18 protein-coding genes and 1 tRNA gene are annotated in these 17,304 nt (G+C 45.4%); 7 read left to right on the top strand and 12 right to left on the bottom strand.

Going from position 1 to position 17,304, the window contains the following annotated elements; all coding sequences use genetic code 11:
- Positions 1-120: 120 nt before the first annotated feature.
- Positions 121-375 (top strand): Lpp/OprI family alanine-zipper lipoprotein, encoded by a 255-nt coding sequence (locus FCL47_RS20315; protein WP_136815549.1) that lies wholly within the window; start codon positions 121-123, stop codon positions 373-375.
- An 84-nt stretch (positions 376-459) separates the two neighbouring features.
- Here FCL47_RS20315 and FCL47_RS20310 read toward each other — a convergent pair whose 3' ends face one another.
- Positions 460-1,422 carry a L,D-transpeptidase family protein gene (locus tag FCL47_RS20310; RefSeq protein ID WP_205747385.1) on the bottom strand — a complete coding sequence of 321 codons (963 nt, stop codon included), beginning with the start codon at positions 1,420-1,422 and terminating at the stop codon, positions 460-462.
- A 275-nt stretch (positions 1,423-1,697) separates the two neighbouring features.
- Between FCL47_RS20310 and FCL47_RS20305 the strand changes: the two genes are divergently transcribed.
- Entirely contained in the window at positions 1,698-1,877 is a 180-nt protein-coding gene (locus tag FCL47_RS20305) for a DUF3553 domain-containing protein (RefSeq protein WP_167496585.1), read from the top strand.
- Between the two features lie 204 nt (positions 1,878-2,081).
- Positions 2,082-2,345, top strand: a complete 264-nt coding sequence (locus tag FCL47_RS20300; protein WP_136815547.1) for a hypothetical protein — start codon at positions 2,082-2,084, stop codon at positions 2,343-2,345.
- 200 nt (positions 2,346-2,545) lie between these two features.
- On the opposite strand, the gene FCL47_RS20295 is transcribed toward FCL47_RS20300, so the two are convergent.
- The 8 genes from FCL47_RS20295 to FCL47_RS20260 form a co-directional block, all read right to left on the bottom strand.
- The gene (locus FCL47_RS20295; protein WP_136815546.1) at positions 2,546-2,950 is read right to left on the bottom strand and encodes a CBS domain-containing protein; all 405 of its coding nucleotides are present in this window, start codon (positions 2,948-2,950) and stop codon (positions 2,546-2,548) included.
- 65 nt (positions 2,951-3,015) lie between these two features.
- Complete coding sequence (locus tag FCL47_RS20290; RefSeq protein WP_136815545.1) at positions 3,016-3,363, bottom strand: P-II family nitrogen regulator; 348 nt, start codon at positions 3,361-3,363, stop codon at positions 3,016-3,018.
- A gap of 1 nt (position 3,364) precedes the next feature.
- Complete coding sequence (locus FCL47_RS20285; protein ID WP_136815578.1) at positions 3,365-4,150, bottom strand: DUF1538 domain-containing protein; 786 nt, start codon at positions 4,148-4,150, stop codon at positions 3,365-3,367.
- A 15-nt stretch (positions 4,151-4,165) separates the two neighbouring features.
- A complete protein-coding gene (locus FCL47_RS20280; protein ID WP_136815544.1) occupies positions 4,166-4,927 on the bottom strand; it encodes a DUF1538 domain-containing protein in 762 nt (253 codons plus the stop codon).
- Positions 4,928-5,399: 472 nt separating this feature from the next.
- Positions 5,400-6,314, bottom strand: coding sequence for a PilZ domain-containing protein (locus tag FCL47_RS20275; protein WP_136815543.1), 915 nt, complete (start codon positions 6,312-6,314; stop codon positions 5,400-5,402).
- 253 nt (positions 6,315-6,567) lie between these two features.
- Positions 6,568-7,254, bottom strand: coding sequence for a hypothetical protein (locus FCL47_RS20270; RefSeq protein WP_136815542.1), 687 nt, complete (start codon positions 7,252-7,254; stop codon positions 6,568-6,570).
- 152 nt (positions 7,255-7,406) lie between these two features.
- Positions 7,407-7,592, bottom strand: a complete 186-nt coding sequence (locus tag FCL47_RS25740; RefSeq protein WP_370459585.1) for a tyrosine-type recombinase/integrase — start codon at positions 7,590-7,592, stop codon at positions 7,407-7,409.
- A 140-nt stretch (positions 7,593-7,732) separates the two neighbouring features.
- Positions 7,733-7,809 (bottom strand) — tRNA-Arg (locus FCL47_RS20260).
- A gap of 366 nt (positions 7,810-8,175) precedes the next feature.
- Between FCL47_RS20260 and FCL47_RS20255 the strand changes: the two genes are divergently transcribed.
- Positions 8,176-8,655, top strand: coding sequence for a hypothetical protein (locus tag FCL47_RS20255; protein WP_136815541.1), 480 nt, complete (start codon positions 8,176-8,178; stop codon positions 8,653-8,655).
- Between the two features lie 365 nt (positions 8,656-9,020).
- Here the strand turns inward: FCL47_RS20255 and corA are convergent, their stop codons facing one another.
- From corA to FCL47_RS20240, 3 genes are read right to left on the bottom strand one after another with little or no spacing between them, the layout of a single operon-like run.
- Entirely contained in the window at positions 9,021-9,965 is a 945-nt protein-coding gene (corA, locus tag FCL47_RS20250; RefSeq protein WP_136815540.1) for a magnesium/cobalt transporter CorA, read from the bottom strand.
- 39 nt (positions 9,966-10,004) lie between these two features.
- Positions 10,005-12,335 (bottom strand): cysteine--tRNA ligase, encoded by a 2,331-nt coding sequence (cysS, locus tag FCL47_RS20245; protein WP_136815539.1) that lies wholly within the window; start codon positions 12,333-12,335, stop codon positions 10,005-10,007.
- Positions 12,336-12,366: 31 nt separating this feature from the next.
- Positions 12,367-12,858 carry a DUF721 domain-containing protein gene (locus FCL47_RS20240; protein ID WP_136815538.1) on the bottom strand — a complete coding sequence of 164 codons (492 nt, stop codon included), beginning with the start codon at positions 12,856-12,858 and terminating at the stop codon, positions 12,367-12,369.
- Between the two features lie 847 nt (positions 12,859-13,705).
- Here FCL47_RS20240 and FCL47_RS20235 point away from each other — a divergent pair.
- The 3 genes from FCL47_RS20235 to FCL47_RS20225 all read left to right on the top strand — a co-directional run bounded on the left by FCL47_RS20235 (position 13,706) and on the right by FCL47_RS20225 (position 17,154).
- Positions 13,706-14,752 (top strand): hypothetical protein, encoded by a 1,047-nt coding sequence (locus tag FCL47_RS20235; protein ID WP_136815537.1) that lies wholly within the window; start codon positions 13,706-13,708, stop codon positions 14,750-14,752.
- A 4-nt stretch (positions 14,753-14,756) separates the two neighbouring features.
- Complete coding sequence (locus tag FCL47_RS20230) at positions 14,757-15,620, top strand: HAD-IIA family hydrolase (protein ID WP_136815536.1); 864 nt, start codon at positions 14,757-14,759, stop codon at positions 15,618-15,620.
- Between the two features lie 511 nt (positions 15,621-16,131).
- The gene (locus FCL47_RS20225; RefSeq protein WP_136815535.1) at positions 16,132-17,154 is read left to right on the top strand and encodes a glutamine synthetase beta-grasp domain-containing protein; all 1,023 of its coding nucleotides are present in this window, start codon (positions 16,132-16,134) and stop codon (positions 17,152-17,154) included.
- The last annotated feature ends 150 nt before the right edge of the window (positions 17,155-17,304 follow it).

Below are 17,304 nucleotides of genomic sequence, written 5' to 3'. Positions count from 1 at the left end.
TAAACAAAAAAAAGAATAGCCCAACCAATACTCTCGTCTTATTATTAGTCGAATAATGAAACGATAACCGGAATATTCCGGCAATAACGACCCATCAAACTTTTACAAGGAGGATGTATCATGAAGCACACTGTGAAGATTTTAGCTCTGTTGATCGCAATCGGCCTTTCAGGATGTGCATCAACCAAGGATCTGGATATGACGAGGTCTCAGGTTGAGAAGGCGAATGCAACAGCGGAAATGGCACTGCAGACGGCGAACGAAGCAAAAGCAACGGCGAATGATGCCAAAGCCATAGCAGAAGATGCCAAAGCTACATCGGCCACCACTGAAAGCAAGCTAGACCAGATGTTTAAAAAGGCTATGTACAAGTAAGTCCACTGATGTCTTTGTGAGCGCCCCGCTGTTTTCAAGCGGGGCCTTTCTCTCCTCCTTGCCAGAGGAATTTCCCGACGCTGTTTAAAACTGAAAGCCGTCTGCAACAAAAGTTGTTATGGGCACCGGCATACCGTTCTTTTCCTGCAGTGCTTTTTTTATCGTTTTTATATCCAGTATTGCATCCTTGTTTTCAACTGCATCGAAGATCATTTCATAGGCTTTACAGGTCATGTCCTGATTTTTGCCCAGGTCCTCATCCAGCTCAGGATGAACCTCAAGAAAAAGGGTATTATTGTTCCAGCCGATCTTGATCGGCTGATTCACAATCTGAACCTTCGTCTGTACTGGCACAAGGGGAAAAAGCTCCTCAATATTCTCGGGATACATCCGCACACATCCGTGGGTTACCCGCATACCCACGCCAAAAGGCTTATTGGTGCTGTGAATCAGGTATCCAGGGATGCTGAGGCGCATGGCATAGCGGCCAAGAGGGTTAGCAGGACCTGGCGGGACGACATCCGGCAATGGCGTCCCTTTCGCGATGGCTTCTAATTTCAACGATTCCGGCGGATACCAGGTTGGATCCCGGTCCTTTTTTACAATTTTCGCCATCCCTAAAGGGGTATTCCAGTCCATGCGACCAATACTCACCGGATAGGTTGCCACCATCGGCCTTTTATCCGGCTCACTGTTGAAGAAATAGTAAAGTCGCATTTCGGGTACATTCAGCACCAATCCATTACGTTCAGCACGGGGAAGGATAACTCGACCGGGCAGTACAACTTCTGCACCCTCTCCTGGCAGCCAACGATCTACATTCGGATTAGCCAAGAGGATCTCATCCTGTCCCACATCGTAGCGACGGGCAATATCAAGCAGGGTATCCTCAGCAAGGGCTTGAGTTTTTCGTTCCTCCCCGACAAGGTCAACATCGGTCGGCGGCAGGGGATACATCGTCGCCCACAGCGAGGACCCGTTGACTAAAAGAAGAAGCAGAACACCAGAAATTTTGCAATAACACATGGTTCGCAACGATAAACGCATACAGTTCTCAGATTATAAAGGTTTTTTGCTTTTGAGTGAATTTTACACGCAGAAAACGTTATTATTGTCCCACACAAAAGAAATATAGAAGAACAACCCCCATCACTTTCTCCTCAATTCATCAATAATCTGCCAAGGATCGAGGCACCTCCGGCGATTTTTCACCTACTCAACATTTCCTTTTTTTACGCCGTTTGTCAAACAGTGAGAGCTTTTACTGAAATAATGTATACACTGTTAAGGTTATGTATAATTCATTTTCCTCGGAGGTACCAATGAAAGCGAATTTATATGCAGGTGAAAATGTACGACACAAAGCAAAAGCTGACTGGGGTATTGGTAAAATCATTGCAGTAGATACCTGCGGCACCATCAAAGTTATTTTTGAAGGTAAAAAACAAGTATCCATAGCTCAGGGCGCAAAACATCTTGTGAAGGTAACTCCCCCCGCTTAAAAGCACGTTTGTTTCAATACACCGTGAAGGTTGCTCGTTTTAGTATTCGGTCGCCGGGGCAGAGCTTCCTTCACGAAATAAAACAAAAAACAAATTTAACAGTAACATTGGCAGGTGTCTGTCTGATCTATCGACACAGTGCCTGCAAACTACTTGTCCCGATCATAAGGGAATAGGTATCAACCAGTAATTAAAGGTGATTTTTTGCAAACAGTAGTTAAAAAATGGTTCCGCGACAAGGACTCCGGAATTCTCGACAACGGTAGTGGGCCAGACATAATAGTCCTTAAAGCCGACCTGGTTAACTGTCAATTCTTAAAAGTTGGCGCCACCGTCGAATTTGAGTGCCACTCAGGCGATCAGAGAATAATTGCGAAAAAGGTCAAACTGGCCCAGCAATTCAAAGGAACCAAACAAAAAAATGAGCAGCGAAAACCGAAGGAGTTTCGCTATGGGGTAATGACCTGACCCTGACATATAAAAAGATCCGAAAAAAAGCCTATAGACTCCCCCGTTAGATAAAAAAAAAGGCCAAAATTATTTTACAGCGCTTGTTCAGTCGTAACGGATTGATCCAACAGGAGGAGTGCAGGGAGATCTACCCGAATCAGGGATTCGAAACATCGACTCCCTGCGGAGCTGGGTGGCGGGCAACAGGGAGATGCAATTTAGAATAGCTCGTTTTCCAATACCAGTGCCGAGAGGGTGATCATACCCACCAGCTCCCCCTTGTCTTCTACTGGCGCACGACGCATATTGGCTCGATACAATAACCTGGCTACATACCTGATATCCATGTCTGCCGGGACAGACAGAATCGGCTTGGTCATGATTTCATAAACGTTAACATCCTCAGCTTTTTTGGCCGGAATCAAGACACCAGTTATAAGATCCTGAACCGCCACAAGTCCCCAGGCGTCGTTCTCGTGACGCTTGGAGACCAGCAGTGACAGCACATTTTCTTCCTTCATTTTCTGGGCGGCTTCTTTAGCCGTCGCCATGCCATCAATGGAAATAATCCTGGTGCTCATCACATCCCTGGCTCGTACAATTCTGTTTTGCTCTGCAGCCATTCCCTGACTCCTTTTTATGCTGTTGATCATATTCGGCAAAAGATCCCGTTTGTAGAGTAATATTTCTAAAAATACTGATCCCGAACCTCCTGTTTGAACCGTTCGATCTGACTTTCAAGGCCGACGACATTTTCGACGCCTATCATAAAGGCGATACCAGTTCCCGGCTGGTCAAATTTTCCGGCCTTGGCAATTGCCTCAAGCACAATGGGAGCTATGTGCTCTTCCAGCAGAAACATAATGATATCGGTTTGTGCCTCAAGCGACAACCCAAAGAAAGTTTTCGCCTCTCGGATACCCGTACCCCGGGCAGGAATAATAGTAGCACCGGTGGCCCCCGAGCTTTTTGCGGCATCAACAACTTTGTCGGTAATATCGGCTTTTACGGACGCCAGGATAACTTTGAATTTCATATTATTCTCCTCTCTGCTTTTTCATTGGCCGCGTAGCCGCCCAGTGAGCATATTGCGCATATCCAAGAACGGTGATAATCGGAAACAGGCTGGCGAAGGCAATCAATCCAAAACCGTCTATAGCAGGATTCCGTCCAGGAACTGCAGCGGAAAGGCCGAGACCGAGAGCGGCAACGATTGGCACTGTCACAGTGGAAGTGGTAACGCCACCCGAGTCGTAGGCCAGAGCTGTCAGTACTTTGGGAGCGAAAATGGTCTGGATGATCACGATTACATAGCCTGCCATGATATAAATATATAAGGGGGTACCGGTAACGATTCGAAAGGTGCCAAGACTTATTCCGATGGACACACCGATGGCGACGGTAATCCTCAGCCCCCAGTCGTTAATGGTGCCTCCGGATACCTCTTTGGCTTTATAGGCAACGGCAATAAGGGACGGCTCGGCAATGGTCGTGGCAAAGCCAATCATCGCCGCGAAGAGGTATACCCATCCGTAATTCGTCCAATCCAGAAGATCAACGGTATCTTTGCTCCCCTGAAGAAAGACAGGATCGGAAAGTTGTGCCGCCATGATTTTTCCAAGCGGAAAGAGCGCTTTTTCAAGCCCAAGAAGAAAAAGTGTGAGCCCCAGCAGCACATAGATTGCCCCAACCAGAATACGTTTGAAATTTGGAATTGGCTGACGCACAATGAGCAGTTGAAAAAGACCGAACAACAGCACAATCGGTATGACGTCCCGACACGTGAGGAGCAGGGTTGTTGTGAAAGAATTAATTAAATCCATCATATTATCAAGGTATTAAAAGACGACAAGGCCATAGCCCATGACAAATATCATTGGCAGAAGCGAAGCGAAGGCAATCAGCCCGAATCCGTCGATCAGGGGATTACGACCTCTAATAATCGTTGCAAGACCTACTCCCAGTGCCGTAACAAGTGGTACAGTTATCGTCGAGGTTGTTACTCCGCCAGCATCGTAAGCAATTCCGATAATCTCTTCTGGAGCGACAATGGTGATGAGCATGACCGCAACATACCCGCCGATTATGAGCATAGGCAGGGACCAGTTCTTGAGTATGCGAAGAACCCCCAGAAGGATTGCAAATCCCACTGACGATGCAACCGTAAGCCTGAGGCCGAGAGCGTAGGACGCAGCTACTTTCGGGTCGTTAGCCAAAAGCCCGCCCTGGATGGCAATATCCGCAGCTTCAGCAGAAATTGCAATGAGTGCGGGTTCGGCTATCGTCGTTGAGAAACCAAGCGCAAATGAAAATGCCATCAGCCAAAAGAGGCTCCCTTTGCGGGTAAGGGATTCCGCCATGTTTTCGCCCAAGGGGAAGAGGGCCATCTGCAATCCCTGAATAAACATGCTCAGCCCGACGATGACGAGCCCAGTGCCAATAATAATATCGGGAAGATTGGGCAACGGGCGACGGATCACAACAAGTTGAAAAAAAGCGATCACCAGGGCAATGGGCAACAGGTCGGTACTGGCTTGGCGCAGCTTTTCAAAAACAAAGGAAACAATTCGAGGAAGCAGATATTGCAATTGTTTATTCATGGAGATAGAAAAAATTATGCAACCAGGGGGGCATCCGAAAAATAAACTATTGCCTGTTTGGACAAGTTAGCTCTAGACATGTCCGAACTTATCTGGTTTTTATACTGACCACAACAGTTATTTCATAAATGCTTTTCGCGACAGGGTGTTACGAACGCCCGATCAGGCACTGGCTTCTCCTGATTTCATCACCACATAAAACCGCCATATTTGCCGACCAATTCCTGATACCAAAAGAACAGCCACTCAGACTTTTAGTCTAAGTGGCTGTTTTTATTGGTACGCCAGGCAGGATTCGAACCTGCGACCTACGGATTGAAAGTTGGCAAGTGATGTTTATATAACCACTCCGTATCCTCTCTTTCCTGCATGATCTTATTATTCAATTTTCACCCATGGGCCAGCAAACATTAACCAGCCATATGTTGGAAATTTCCAGGAAGTATTCCAGATGTTCCGGGCTACCTTTGCCTTACTTATTGTCATAAAAAACGCCGAATCTTTGTTCTATTTCTGATAATTCTCGCAAATGCCTTCTCTGCACTAAACTCACAATTTTCTCTATCGAGGATTTTGTTTCCGGTTTAGTAAAATTAAACTGTACCCCAAAACAGTGCTGAACCCCTTTCACGTTCCTGAGTCTTGTGACATGAATTACAGATGCTTCGATTAAAACAGGCTTCTCTTTCGGAATTTCTAAATCGCACATCACCTTATCGCCAACTTTTAGATTCGTACGCCACCCCATGGGATCCAAGAGGGACATCCCTTTGAGACTAATATTTAAAGGCGATGTCAAAATGGGCTTTAGTCTTGGCCTTTCTACCGTGACCATGAATTCCATATCCGTCGGGACCTTTGCTCTGAACTCTCTAGCGCCGGGTATTTTTTTTCGAACGAAAGGAAAGGTCAGTTTAAGAACAGGCATATCGCCGAGAAGCGCTCGCCCCTCAAAAAAACAACATAATTCAAAAGCGTTGCCATACGCAAGAACTCTCAACAAAACCTGCATCTTCGGTTCAGAAAATGAGGTTATCAAGTAATTTCCCATACTTGGTTCAAGAGGAGTTATTATCAAGCAGTCGTGAGTATCAAGATAAGCACCTTTTTCGTATTCAGAATCTTTTGCGTTCGGATCAGCATCACTATCTACTCTGTTGGTATCATGAGGATTATCGAGAATCCGACAAAAAAAGACTTTGTCCAGGCCTTGTAATTTTACCTCGACAATACTTTCATCCAACAAAGCACCTTTCAACGTATTGGAAAAGGACTCTTTATCTATCTCGAGTTCATCATTTTTTACAGCTTGTTCAAAGTTTTCAACTGTATAATTGCTATGAGGAAAAAAATTATTGAGTTTGGTGAGAAGTTTGTTTTGATCCATCGTTTTCAGCTTGCAGTGGGTTTGATTTTAACAAAAAAGCTACCGTAAGGTTGTATCATAAAACAAAACCCAATAGCAAAATAAGCAGGAAATATGTCACGCTTTTTGTATCTCATGTGTGGCATTATCCCACTTTACAAGGCATCCATCTAAAGCGTTTATAAAAATTCTATACCAAGCGAAGCCTCCAGATTTTCTCGAAGATGCTCAGGGAGTGCCCCGCATACCCCCACCCAGATAAGATCATAGTTCGTTATAGATTCATTGTTTTTCTCAACTCTTTATAATTTGAGATTATTTCCGGACGACGATATTTCTTATATTTACGAAAATATTTGTAATCTTCCAAAATTTCTTTGTGATTACTTGATAACGATCCGTTTCTTATTAATAATTCCTCAATCCGTTCTGGAGAAGGACGATTTGAATTTACTTCGGAAAGCATATCTCTTCTTTTGTGTAATTCTTCTCTCGGCCACCTTATAGGAATATGGCTTTCCAGCAATAAATAGACGTAATCAATTTCTATGAATCTATTATATTCTTCAAGTACTTCTTCTCTGTCTCGCTCCGACAAATTCAGACCATTCAACAAGCTTAGAAAAGACTCTTTCAGCGCCTCCTGTTCTTCTTCTGGATAGCCTTCCATACGTCCGCTTCTCTTAATCAAAGACAGGGCTGCTCTTGAAATCAATTTAGCGAGACTCTGCATTGCAACAATTGCAGCCTCAGCTTTTTGAATCGATTGTTCAATCGCCAAAACATCATTTGCCACCTGGTCTTGTTTTTTGTCTTTTAGGATGTACTTAAGGTTTGCTAAGAAGAGGAAAACTATAGATGCGAAAAGATAGAAAATAGCCAAAACCAGGCGATCATTGAATCCTGCAAAAACAGATATACCGAGGGATGCCACCCATCCGATATTATAAATAATATTCATTTTTTTAATTATATTAATCGGTTCTAGACAAAATTGTCTAGTTTCCTGATATCTACATAAGGTCAAAATCATTGACAAAGTACTTTCAGCAATGTTCGTTCATCTCTAACCTTATACCATTCCTTATTGGCAAAATAACAGGAAATTGATAATTACTCCTTATCCTCCATTTCTTGCATGACCTTATCATTCAACTTTCGCCCCTGTACCCGCAAATACTCACCGGCCATAAGCTGGTAAATTCCGGTAGTGTTCGGTGAGCTGTGCCCCATTATCGATTGCAGGGCAGACAGGTCATGCCCGGCAACTGTCGCCGCCGTGCCGAACGAATGTCGCAGCAGGTGATGATAGACACGCTTCTTCGCTACTATGCGGAGCGACCTTGAAACCGAAGGACTATATGGTCATTAAATAAAAACGTGGACAAATTAAACAAGAAAAGAGATTGCAAGCAAAACCCGCAATCCCTTTTTGGTATTGGTACGCCAGGCAGGATTCGAACCTGCGACCTACGGATTAGAAGTCCGTTGCTCTATCCAGCTGAGCTACTGGCGCTTGTTGTTTGAAATGATGAGTGTCGTAACCTTAGCACAATCAGCGACGACATAATACTCAAAGTTGGTCAAAAAGCAACTTCATTTGTATCATTGCTCTGTATCTCGTGTTCTTTTCCGGGCCGAACCGGTTGCCCATGACTCTTTTATTTAGACAGAAACCATTTGCGGCTACAAAAATTTATTGGTATTATTTGCAGGTGGTTGAATTTGCGTGTTTATTACTATCACTCTGTGGTAACACATCCATTGGGCTTTTAGCTAGTTGTCGAAGTCAGATTGATGTCGGTCGTCAATAGTATAGATGCCATACTGACTATTGATGAAAAATAATTACCGGACTGAATAATTTTTTTGAGGAATAGTTATGCGAAATAAACACATTATTGCTTATATAATGCTCATTTTTTTTAGCATATTAGTTTTTGGTTGTAGCGATATCAATTATGTAAAAAGTGAATTGACGAATACGGCTAAACCATCCGGTGGAATAGAGGAAGACATACCAGCAACAAAAACATTTTCAGTTAATGAGTCGAAACTTAGGAATGCTGTCCTCAGTGTCTTGGACCAACAAGGATATATTTATGAAGAAAATCCATCAACGGGAACTATCAAAACAGAACCACAACCACTATCAGGACAAAGAGATTCTGGTTTTATGGGTGCAATATACTCCGCTAAGTTATTTATTAAAATCGCAAAATCCTCGTTAACTCTTAATGCCCGATTTAATAAAGAATCAAATTTAACAATGGGTGGGCAAAATTTACAATTCTCAGAAAAAGAAAACGCTCTTCGAAAAGATTTCTTTGATGCTGTTAATAATGAACTTGCTCTGAAATAGTCGCATATCGTCCCCCAAAAGACCAGACCTCGACGGAAACGCAAAAAGGACCTACAGCAAAAGAGCCATAGGTCCTTAATTATATCGACGCGCCAACCCGGACTCTCACAAACGTGCCACTGATTAGAAGTCCGTTGCTCTATCCAGCTGAGCTACTGGCGCTTGTTGTTTGAGATGATGAGTGTCGTAACCTTAGCACAATCAGCGATGACATAACATTCAAAGTTGGTCAAAAAGCAACTTCATTTGTATCATTGCTCTGTATCTCGTGTTCTTTTCCGGGCCGAACCGGTTACCGTATTGATGACTTCAATCTTTTTTCAGGAAAGTAACGCTTTTGCCACATCGGTGGACTCAGGCGGCGGTCACAACCAGCCCTTATTCTTGAAATAGACATAAGGAGCAAGCCCGGCAGCGACCATGGACAGCAGGGCCAGAGGATAGCCCCATGACCACGACAACTCCGGCATAAACTTAAAGTTCATGCCAAAGATACTGGCGATAACGGTTGGCGGCATAAAGACAACGGCTGCAATCGAGAATATTTTGATGATTTTGTTTTGTTCGATGTTGATGAACCCCAAGGCCGCATTGAGGAGAAAATCCAGCCTTTCAGAGAGAAAGGTGTTGTGGGACAGCAAGGTTTTGATATCTTCGAGGATATCATTGGTGATATGGATATTTTCATCGAGCAATCGCCCTCGGCGAAGCAGAAAATTCAGGTCACGCTGCCCATCCATAAGGCATAAGCGGATTTTCCCGTTCAAGTCATCCTGTCGGGACAGGTTGTCGATAATTTCCTCCTGAATCACATTCTGCCGATTAAATATCTGTCGACTTATTTTTTCTATCGCTAAATGTGCTTCTTCTGATAAATCCGCCAGCTTTTCAACTTTGTCCTCAATGAGCGCGATGATAGTTGTCAGGGGATCAAGAATCAACTCGCTGTTTACTTGAGCACGCGCCTGAAGACGGCTGACAATGGGAACTTCACGCGCGCAAAGACTGATAAGGCATTTTTTGTTGAAGAGAAAAGCCACATTGGTAATAGAAAAATTACCGCTTACCTGATGAAGAAACGAGCAGTTTACCTGCAGGCCATCGGGATACACCTCATAATGCGAACTGGCCTCAATCTCTTCTGTTTCCTTGATATTAGGTAAAGCCAGATCACTGAACTGCTCTACCTTTTTAATCTCGGCAGGAGCAGGATTTGTCAGATCAACCCAGACGACATTCTCAATATTTTCCAGGATTGAATCTTCTGAGAGTTCCAGCCTGCGCCCTTCACGGGTATAAACTGTCAACATTATGTTAGTGCGTGTCGGCAAAAAGTATTTTCAAACATATCACTGCTCTCCGTCGCGTGTTCTTTTCCAGACCGGCCCGTTCTCCGTGTCAATGACGACAATGCCTTTTCTGACAAGCTCTTCTCGGGCCGCATCGGCGGCCTTCCAGTCTTTTTGCAGCCTGGCCTGCTCACGACGCTGAATAAGAGCGTTCACATCAGGGGCAAGAGGACAGCCCTGCAGGCGAAAGACATCAAGGATCTGGTTGAGTTTTTCGAGGCTTTTCAGAATATAGGTTTTCTGATCCTGGTCAAGATGGTTTACCTGGAGGATCGGGTACACTTTTTTAATGAAGCGATAGATTGCGCCCATCCCTTTTGAAACATTCAGGTCGTCATCCATCGCTTCAAAAAACTGCTGTTCCATTGCCGAGACAAAGGCGGTTACCTCGGGATGCGGCCTGCCTGAAGGCAGACAGTTCAGCTTGCAGGTGAATTCATCGAGCCGGCGCAGGGCAGTGCGGACATTATCCAGGCGTTTATACGAAAAATTCAGCGGCATCCGATAGTGCACGGAAAGCATCATAAACCGAACCTCGCGCCCGGTATAGCCACGCTGCAGCAGTTCTTTGAGCGTCACATTATTGCCGGCCTCGGCGGACATATTCTTGCCATCAACCAGCACCAGCTCTGAATGCAGCCAGTAATTGGCCAATGGCTTCCCGGTGAGCGCTTCGGCAATGGCAATCTCATTTTCGTGGTGCGGAAAGATGAGGTTTCGGCTTGAGGTATGAATATCCATAGTCGGCCCCAGGTTCCTGGTAGCCATTGCCGAGCATTCCACATGCCAACCGGGACGGACATTGCCCCAATCCGTCTCGAAAAAGATGCCCTTTTTCAGCTCTGCCAGGGTGGATCGCTTGAGCAGAGTAAAGTCCCGCGGATTATCCTTTTCATAGTTATCCAGATCGACTGTTTTGCCGAGCTGGATCTTGCTTAAGTCAATCCCAGAAAGGCGGCCGTATTTTTTAAATTTGGAAATATCAAAATAGATTGAACCGTGTTTTTCATAAGCGTACCCTTTATGGATCAGCTCATGGGCGATCTCAATCATATCGGACACATTCTCAGAGGCCATGGGATAGCCTTTAGCCCTCTTTACACCAAGGGTGTCCATATCCTCCATAAAGCCGGCAATGTATTCTCCGGTAAAATCCTTTAACTGTTTCTCTGCTTTTTCCGCCCCGGCAATAGTATTATCATCTATATCGGTAAAGTTCATATACGCATCAACCTGCAGGCCCTTCGACTCAAGGGTGCGGGTAATGAGATCCGAAACTAGAAACCGGCGGCATAGCGAGAGATTGGCCAATTCATAGGCCGTCGGCCCACAGGAGTAGAAAGTGACATGGCCCTCTTTCTGGGGCACAAAATCCTCTTTTCTCTTGGACATTGTATTGAAAAAACGCAGTTTCTTTTTACCGTCCGCTTTTTTAGCAGGGGTAAAAAGCGGTGTGCTGAGATAACGCTCGCCCCCATCCGGCAAAATAACAACGACCGTGCCGCGCTCCAGCCGTTCTGCATATTCGATGGCGGCGGCCATGGCGCCACCGCTGCTCATTCCCACCAGCATCCCTTCCTCGCTGGCGAGTTTTCGGGCCATGCTGAAGGCAGCTTCATCTTCAATGGGAACTATCTCATCGGGCACAGATTTGTCAAAAATCCCAGGCTTATAGGACTCTTTCATATTTTTCAGCCCCTGGATTTTATGGTCCAGATGGGGCTCAACGGCAATCACCTTGACCTGGGGCTGACATTCATGAAACCAGGCACACAGCCCCATGATGGTACCTGAGGTCCCGAGAGTCGCCACCACATGGGTAACCCTGCCATCGGTCTGCTGCCAGATCTCAGGGGCGGTGTGGTCGTAATGGGCCCGCCAGTTTGCTTCATTATTGTACTGGTCGGTCAGAAAATATCGGTCGGGAAATTCCCGAACCATCGCATAGGACTTTTCAATGGCTCCATCGGTTGCCCTGTTGGCCGGCGTCAACAGAATTTCGGCACCATAGGCCTGCATTATTTTACGGCGCTCTATACTGGCCGACTCCGGCATAACAAGAACACAGCGATACCCCTTGGCGGCGCAGACCATAGCCAGACCAATGCCGGTATTGCCGCTGGTTGCTTCAAGAACAATTTTATCCCGGGTCAATCCCCCACTGGCCTCACCAGCCTCAATCATGGACAGCGCTATCCGTTCTTTCACCGAGCCACCGGGATTGGTCGCCTCCAGTTTGCCGTAAATCGACACATGGTCGTGGTGAAACAGACGATTAATACGTATTAGCGGCGTATTACCGATAGCGCTCAATATATCTTTATGTAACATTGTTTTACTCTATAAATTGAAAACAAGACTGTTATTCAGTTTTTCTTTTACAGGCCTGGGCAAGATACCAGAATTGCATCAATGCTTCCCGGCATTGTTCATCGGCAATGCACGCAACCTGCCGCTGGAATGCAGCAACTTTTTCTTCACTTGGCTTGATGAATTCTATCCTAGAAGTCGATTTTTTATCGGGATTTCCGGTCTTGCCCGACGAACCTTTAGGCAGAACCATTTTAATATCTTTAAGATGCGAAAGCCGAAAACAACTATTCAACGTATCCAATAATTCCAGTTTCTGGTATTGCAGCTGCTGCAGCCATGATGAATTTTCCACTTCCAGCCAGAGCACATCCCTTTCAATCTTTAGCGGTTGAGCGTGCATACTCACCTCTTCTCCGACCAACTCCTGCCATCTTGGAAAGATGGAATGCAAATCGAGCTGCATTTCCCAGCCTTTATCCTGGAGAAGACTGGGGAGTACTCGGGAGATTCGGTTTTGATTGGATTTTATTCTGTCTGCCATTATCTGTTCCGCCTTATCGCGACAAATATCATTTCCATTCTTTACTTACAAAAAGCCAAATAGGCAAGCTTGGCAATGCGGAAAAAAACATCGCACAGGGTGAGGAGAGTTAAATAAGCTTACCTCATCCCTCTCACGGAATCGCAGGTATGGGCCTCGTATACGGCTCTTCTTTATTTAATCCCTATATCGGGAGCTGAAATCCCGGTGTTTACAGCTGACAAACCCAAACAACCATACCCCTCTACACAAACAGCTGTTGGGGAGTACATAGTGCGCCAAAGGACAGCCAACATTAGCCCATGATTTCCTTTTGATTGCATAAAAATCCCCTTAGTACCCCAGTAGACAGAGTCTGCGGTGAAGTCTCCCAGCCTTCTTCCAGAGTTTCATCTGAATTGCCTGCAGACTTTTTCGCACCCATCGCGGTTCTCATAATATTTGTTGTTGAGCATTTCCTGCCGAAACCCGATAATGGATGCATTTTTTAGCTCTATTGTATAAAATTGGAGTTCTTCTCTGCTTTTACCGGGTTGCAAGGATTCTAATCTTCAATTCGTAATATGCACATTGTTCAATTTGATTACGACCAATCTTCAGCTACATGGGGATATGAGGTGCCCTTTGCACGGGTGTTCCGCAGCCTGGATGGCTGCGGTCAAGCCCCCAGGGATGGTTTTATGGCGTCCCGTGAAAAGGGCTCCACATATCCCTCTGGACCTTATAAGCTGAACATGAGTGGTAATCACATTGTTCAATAGCTTATCTGTCGGAAAACCACTCTCTGCATCGCGAGGTAAACTCAACTCATGCTGAAATTAACATTGACCAGATAAAAAGGATGCTCATGCAGAACCAGCTTGACTACAAACACATAATACAGAAGGCATGGGAAGAGTTTGATGATCGACACGAAATCAAACGTATCTTCGATGTCAGCGTCCGTGTATCAACCAACCATGTATATAAAATTTTTTTCTATGATCGAGAACCTGTTTTTGTCAAACTGTCTGACTATGGGAAATTTGACCTCTTTCGTGAAGACCATATCATTATCAAAAATCTGGCAAACAACCTCGAAGCCCCATACGACAATTTTCTCGCCCATTCTCTTGTTAAAAAGAATGAAGTGTTCATTTATCGTTATTACAAAACCGACACAAGCGCCTGGGTCATTTTCTACAACCCCGTTCGCATCAAAAACATGCTGCCCGGGCGCCTTGAAGAAAAACACATTCGTATGCTGGGACGCGAACTTGCCAGGTTCCATAGGGCCTGTGTCAATGTGAGCAACCAACTCCCCTTCGCGTCCAAAACAGTCATCACGGATATACAGAAGCTGGTCAAAGATATTGACAAAGACCAGTTTTCCGCATCTGATAAAGAAAAAGATATCATCAAGATGCATGCAGAAATTTTTCTGAATAAAGTTGATAAACTGTCCTATCTCCATAATTTTGAGCTCATTCCTGTTTTTGTTGATTGGAATATAGGAAATTTTTCAGTAAGAGCGGACGGCAGACTGTATTCGCGCTGGGACTATGACTGGTTCAGGGTTTCTTCGCGCGTTATGGATTTTTATTCTTTCAGCCGGGTTGTTTCCGATGTTGGAGACCGTACCGCTTTCAGCTACCTGATCGACCCTCTAAACGAAGACCGTTTCATCCTGTTCTTGAAGGAGTACCACAAGATCTTCCCATTAACTGAAATTGAAATCCTCTATCTGAAAGAGGCTTACCGCTTCTTTATCTTGAACTATGTTATCAAAGACGGACATCATTTTTTCAGACCATCCTTTGCTCAGAAACTACAGAAAGAGGCTTATGAGCTGTATTTACCCGCCATAGAAACCAAATTTTCAGCAGATAAACTCCTTAAAGCCCTTAAATTTTAAAGCCATGCAAATAGACAAATTCCACGAAATAGTAACGCGCTACAAGGCTGTTTTCTTCGATGCATACGGCGTCCTCAAAAATCACAAAGGCATACTGCCAGGCATTGGCAGAACCTTCGACTTTCTGAAAAGCCACGGTATTGAGTACTACATAGTGACAAACGATGCGTCACGCAGCCCCCAATCGCTTGCCTATGCCTACCAGATTCAAGGACTAGAGCATATCGATACCAGCAAGATTATCTCTTCAGGGATGCTCGCGCACGACTGGCTGCGGCTGAAGATCAAGAGCGGCAAGGTCGCCTATATCGGCACGTGGCGCTCAGCCCACTATATCGAAATCTTAGGGCTTGAAACCGTGCCAATCAGCAAACTCGATCTCGACGACATTGAAGACATTCGCTGCCTGGTCTTCCTTGATGATGAAGGATTTGACTGGAACAAAGATATCAACAAGGCCATCAACCTGCTGCGTGAAAAAAACATCCCTGTGGTCGTTGCCAATACTGACCAAAGCTATCCGCTCAATCGCACCGACATTGCCGTCGCTGTTGGCGGAATCTCTGATCTCGTAGAAAGAACCCTCGGCAAATATTTCATCCGCTTCGGCAAGCCCGACACCCAGATGTTTATGTATGGCTATGATAGGGCATGTAAAAACCAGCCATCTCTGCATGTCAACGAGATCCTGATGGTTGGCGACACCCTGTTTACCGATATTATCGGAGGCAATAAATTTGGCATGGATACGGCTCTGGTACTTACAGGTAACACCTTGCCCGAAAATGCCGAGATACGTATTCGTTACACCGGGATCATTCCAACCTATGTCTGTGAATCCGCTGTTATCGACACTTCAGAAACATAAACATCATCCAGGTTTCTGGGTCGACAAACAATATTGAAACGAACACACGATCACGACGGCACGGCACATCATCTCAGCAATATTTGCTGCCAAGCTAGACCTGGTTTCATACTGTTTTGTGATTACCACTAAAGTTCAGCTATATGGGGATATGAGGAGCCCTTTGCACGGGTGTTCCGCAGCCTGGATGGCTGCGGCCAAGCCCCCAGGGATGGGTTTATGGCGTCCCGTGCAAAGGGCTCCTCATATCCCTCTGGACCTTCTAAGCTGAACTTTAGTGGTAATCACATACTGTTTTGCACCGCATAATATCCGAGCCATCTTCACGTCCTCATTCTTTGCAGCGTTCTTTCTATTGCAAAGAGGCAATCTCACAATTTTGCACGATTCCAGGCAAAGGAATTTCACAAATTTGATTGACATTTTGCATTTTTTCTTGTTTGTTTGTCTAACGTTAACTGGCATTCGGAGTTAAACTAAAACCATGAATTATGTATAAAAGGAACTAGTTATGAGCAAAACAAAATTAGAATATCTTTGGCTTGACGGCGGAGAGCCAACCCAGAACATCAGAGCAAAAACCAGAATGGCAAAAGATTTCAGCGGCAAATTGGAAGATTGTCCAGTCTGGTCATTTGATGGCTCATCCACAAACCAAGCAGAGGGTGGCGCTTCCGACCTCTTATTAAAGCCAGTTTTCATCTGTCCTGATCCTGATCGCAATGCGGCCTACATTGTTATGTGCGAAGTATTGAACGCAGACGGAACCCCTCATGCAACCAACCATCGGGCTACCATCGATGACGAAGACGATGACTTCTGGTTCGGATACGAGCAGGAATATTTCCTCTGCGACCTTGAAACCGGGCTCCCCTTGGGTTTCCCCAAAGGCGGCTTCCCCACTGTCCCCCAGTTTCCATACTACTGCGGTGTTGGTGCCAAAAAGGCCTATGGTCGCGAGATTGTTGAAGAGCATTTCGATATCTGTATTGAAGCCGGACTCAACGTGGAAGGCATCAACGCAGAGGTTGCACCCGGTCAGTGGGAATTTCAGATTTTTTCAAAAGGCGCGAAGCTGGCCGGCGACGAGATCTGGGTTGCCCGTTACTTACTTGAAAGAACAGCTGAAAAATATGGAGTATACGTAGAGTGGCATCCGAAGCCTCTTGGAAAAGAAGCAGACTGGAACGGTTCGGGTATGCATGCAAACTTCTCCAACGGCAAGATGAGAACCTGCGGCGACAAAGCTGTATTTGATGCTATCTGCGAAGAATTCGGCAAGCACATTCAAGAGCACATCTCTGTTTACGGTGCTTACAACGATCAGCGCCTGACCGGTCTGCACGAAACCGCTGCAATCACCGACTTCTCCTATGGTGTTTCCGACCGTGGCGCTTCCATCCGCATTCCGGTTGGAACAGTCGACGACGGCTGGAAAGGTCGCCTTGAAGATCGCCGTCCGGCTTCCAATGGTTGTCCGTACCAGATCGGTGCTGTCATTGTCAAAACGACAAAGGCATCAGGACAGTGCTAACACCCTATAAAGGAATACTCTTTACAGCCCTTCCGGGAGGATAAGCACCTTCACGAAATTCATTTCTAAGGTGCTTATCATTTGACCTGCACCTGTAAAAAAATCCCGGATTCAGCACTCTGATTCCGGGATTTTTTTTTTGCAATAGCT

Origin of the sequence: Desulfopila sp. IMCC35006 (genome assembly GCF_005116645.1) — a bacterium.
GTDB lineage: Bacteria > Desulfobacterota > Desulfobulbia > Desulfobulbales > Desulfocapsaceae > Desulforhopalus_A.
The sequence above is the reverse complement of the archived record's forward strand: the minus strand, read 5'-3'. Positions and strand labels throughout refer to the sequence as shown.